Annotated in this window: 5 protein-coding genes; 2 read left to right on the top strand and 3 right to left on the bottom strand. The window is 39.2% G+C overall.

Annotated elements, in window-relative coordinates:
• Positions 1–115 precede the first annotated feature (115 nt).
• Positions 116–337 carry a CxxH/CxxC protein gene (locus B2899_RS11145; protein ID WP_286885810.1) on the top strand — a complete coding sequence of 74 codons (222 nt, stop codon included), beginning with the start codon at positions 116–118 and terminating at the stop codon, positions 335–337.
• Between the two features lie 257 nt (positions 338–594).
• Positions 595–1,074 (top strand): 23S rRNA (pseudouridine(1915)-N(3))-methyltransferase RlmH, encoded by a 480-nt coding sequence (gene rlmH / locus B2899_RS11140; RefSeq protein ID WP_146809929.1) that lies wholly within the window; start codon positions 595–597, stop codon positions 1,072–1,074.
• A 232-nt stretch (positions 1,075–1,306) separates the two neighbouring features.
• Here rlmH and B2899_RS11135 read toward each other — a convergent pair whose 3' ends face one another.
• The 3 genes from B2899_RS11135 to B2899_RS11125 all read right to left on the bottom strand — a co-directional run.
• The gene (locus tag B2899_RS11135) at positions 1,307–1,594 is read right to left on the bottom strand and encodes a hypothetical protein (RefSeq protein WP_286885808.1); all 288 of its coding nucleotides are present in this window, start codon (positions 1,592–1,594) and stop codon (positions 1,307–1,309) included.
• 3 nt (positions 1,595–1,597) lie between these two features.
• Positions 1,598–1,894 carry a DUF2089 family protein gene (locus tag B2899_RS11130; protein ID WP_286885806.1) on the bottom strand — a complete coding sequence of 99 codons (297 nt, stop codon included), beginning with the start codon at positions 1,892–1,894 and terminating at the stop codon, positions 1,598–1,600.
• Between the two features lie 321 nt (positions 1,895–2,215).
• Positions 2,216–2,760: MFS transporter (locus B2899_RS11125; RefSeq protein ID WP_349679048.1), on the bottom strand; the 545-nt coding region annotated here is incomplete at its 5' end.

The raw sequence follows: 2,760 nt of genomic DNA, 5'->3' as shown, positions 1-2,760 counted from the left end.
TTTCCTTCGTACCACAAAAGTTAACTGATAAAAAAGCCATGGTGATTTTTGTATGTTTGGTAAAAAAATAAGATATGATAGGATAGCGATAAATATGCATACGGAGGGAAAAACGATGATGGACCCGGTAAAAAAAGAGTACCTGGAGCATGGCGGCGACCGGTTTATCGTATGTGCGCCCGACCAGTTGGAGCTTGCGCTCGATGAGTTTGTGGACGAGTACGGAGAAGCGCCGGATGTGTATTTGCTGACGGAAGTCGCACAGGAGCTGGAAAAATGGAAAGCGCCGGAGACATGCCGATATAGCGGAGAGAAGCCTGTGTATATCCTTGTGTAAAATGATTTTGCGGGCAGAAATGAGCAGGACAAGTTATTCAATGATTGTGAATAACTTGTGAGCAATTTTGTGTAAATTCCGTTATTCACATGTGAACAAAAGAGCGGGCTGTGTGAAAAACCTTGAAATTCCTGGCTTTTTTTGATATCTATGTGTGTTTTATATTCACAATAATTTTATCAACAGAATGTGGATAACTTTGTTTTAACAGGGGATAACTTTTCAAAAAGTTTGAAAAAAGAGGAGGGGGAAAAGTTATGCACATTATGATTGTGGCGGTGGGTAAGCTCAAAGAGAAGTATCTAAAGCAGGGAATCGATGAGTACCGCAAGCGATTGTCCGCGTATGCAAAGGTGGAGATTGTGGAAGTAGCGGATGAGAAGGCGCCGGAGAATTTGAGTGAGGCGGATATGCTGCGGGTGAAGGAGAAGGAAGGCGGGCGGATTCTGGCCGCGCTGAAGCCGGATCAGCATGTGGTAGCGCTGGCGATCGAGGGGGAGCAGTGGTCGTCGGAGCAGCTGGCGAAGAAGCTGGATAGCTGGGCGACATATGGCAAGAGCTCGGTTGCATTCGTTATCGGCGGCTCGCTCGGCCTGTCGGATACGGTGATGAACCGGGCGAACGAGTATTTGTCGTTTTCGAAGATGACCTTTCCGCACCAGTTGATGCGGCTGATTTTGCTGGAGCAGGTGTACCGCGGTTTTCGGATTAACCGCGGTGAACCGTATCACAAGTGATAGTAAACACATCAGAAAAGAAATATTACTTGATCGAAGATATATTGAAAGAGTACACGAGAAACGATTGATGTAAATAAAGGTTTTAAACAATAAAGCTTTAGACCAAAGAGCCAGTTACGATTATTTGATAGCGACATAAGTATGAGGCTATCCCCTAATAACAACACAGTGGCAGCCTTGAACATGAATACAATGTTCTAGACTGCCACGTTATTGTTAGGGGGGTTACTTATAAATCCATTGCTTTAATTTTATTGAATTCTCTCTGTCTTTCTTTTGCTAAAGATTGCCGACCTTTTATCCAAGCTGATAAAAGTAAAACAGTCCCCCCAATGGCTGCAGCAAGAACATTTCCTGATGACCTTTCAATGAAAAAGTTAGTAACGTATCCATAAATGAATAATCCTATATAAATGATTGGTAAAACTGCACCTACAAATACAGGTCCACGTTTAGAAATAAAATATTGTACAACTAAAATCCCTACTGCGATAGTATATTGAATAACATGTTCCATTTTCTATTCACCCTTTTCTGCTTTATACTTCTCAATAATTATTTTTGCTGTTTCTAAACTCAGTCGCTCATCAATCACTAAATTTTTAATCATGTTCACGAATTCTACATTATCTTCCTTACTATTCAACTCAATCTTCTCAATTAACTTATCTAACATCGTTCGTACAGTTGGGTAGGATACACCATAATCATTGGCCATACTTTTCAATGATCCAGAGTTTAAGATAAACTTTCTAATAAACTCCAATGATTCTTTATCCAATGATAATACCCAGGATGGAACATCTTTTCTCTCCATTAGATCCCTCCTTTTTTAATAATATTAAACCATTATTTAATATTATTAAATAAAAAATAAATAAAATATATAAATGTTTTAACTTTATTGGTTTTATCGCTAATAAAGTCATTCCTTCTAGCTCTTACTATTCTTGATTACCAAGCACTCCACTATCCTGCTCCGTTAGGTCAGAACCATAGTACAAGTCTAATTAATGTGACTCAAAGATAAATAAATAGTGATGGTGTTGCAAAACTAACATAAAATGATTCCTTTCTCTTTTCACCTTTTCTTTTATTCAAAAGGGTAAGAAAAAGAATATCCCGTTCCTTGGCTTGTTTACTCTTTAGATAGCATTCCTTCGACATTCTGCGCTTTCATGTTATAGATTGGTAAAATAACGAGAAGGCCGATGACAAAAAGAACTGCTGCCAATTCGAACATCATAATAATTGAAAACATTTCCTTCATTACCCCAGCGATGCTCATTGTTAAAACCATTGACCCAGTGAAAAGCGGACTTAACGTTCCGTTCACTCTTCCAATAAATTCAGCCTTTGTATTTTGTAAAATCAATGTATTAATCCCTACTTGAATAAAAGGGAAGAATAATCCGTTAGTAAATTCAGCTACAAGTGTTACGAAGAGATTAGTTGAAATACCTATTACGCTTAGTCCGATCGCGCTGGCTAACATTCCAATAACCAATAATCTTTGCGGTGGAATCGACTTAGAAAACATAACCGAAACCGCTCCACCTACAATCATTCCGATACCGTTCGCCATTAACAACCATTGTAAGCTTTCTTTCGCTAATTCCAGCCGCTCTATGACGAGAAAAATGGAGAGAGGCTGAATCAATCCTATGGCTAACCCTGCCGCCA

It is taken from the genome of Aneurinibacillus sp. UBA3580 (assembly GCF_002375825.1).
In the GTDB taxonomy this organism is placed as follows: domain Bacteria; phylum Bacillota; class Bacilli; order Aneurinibacillales; family Aneurinibacillaceae; genus Aneurinibacillus; species Aneurinibacillus danicus.
Note: the sequence above shows the minus strand (reverse complement) of the source record. Positions and strands in the feature narration are given on the sequence as shown.

Excerpts from the sequence above, each read along its gene's own strand:
- B2899_RS11145 (WP_286885810.1), top strand. The coding sequence starts at position 116 with ATGATGGACCCGGTAAAAAAAGAGTACCTGGAGCATGGCGGCGACCGG.
- rlmH (WP_146809929.1), top strand. The coding sequence starts at position 595 with ATGCACATTATGATTGTGGCGGTGGGTAAGCTCAAAGAGAAGTATCTA.
- B2899_RS11135 (WP_286885808.1), bottom strand. The coding sequence starts at position 1,594 with ATGGAACATGTTATTCAATATACTATCGCAGTAGGGATTTTAGTTGTA.
- B2899_RS11130 (WP_286885806.1), bottom strand. The coding sequence starts at position 1,894 with ATGGAGAGAAAAGATGTTCCATCCTGGGTATTATCATTGGATAAAGAA.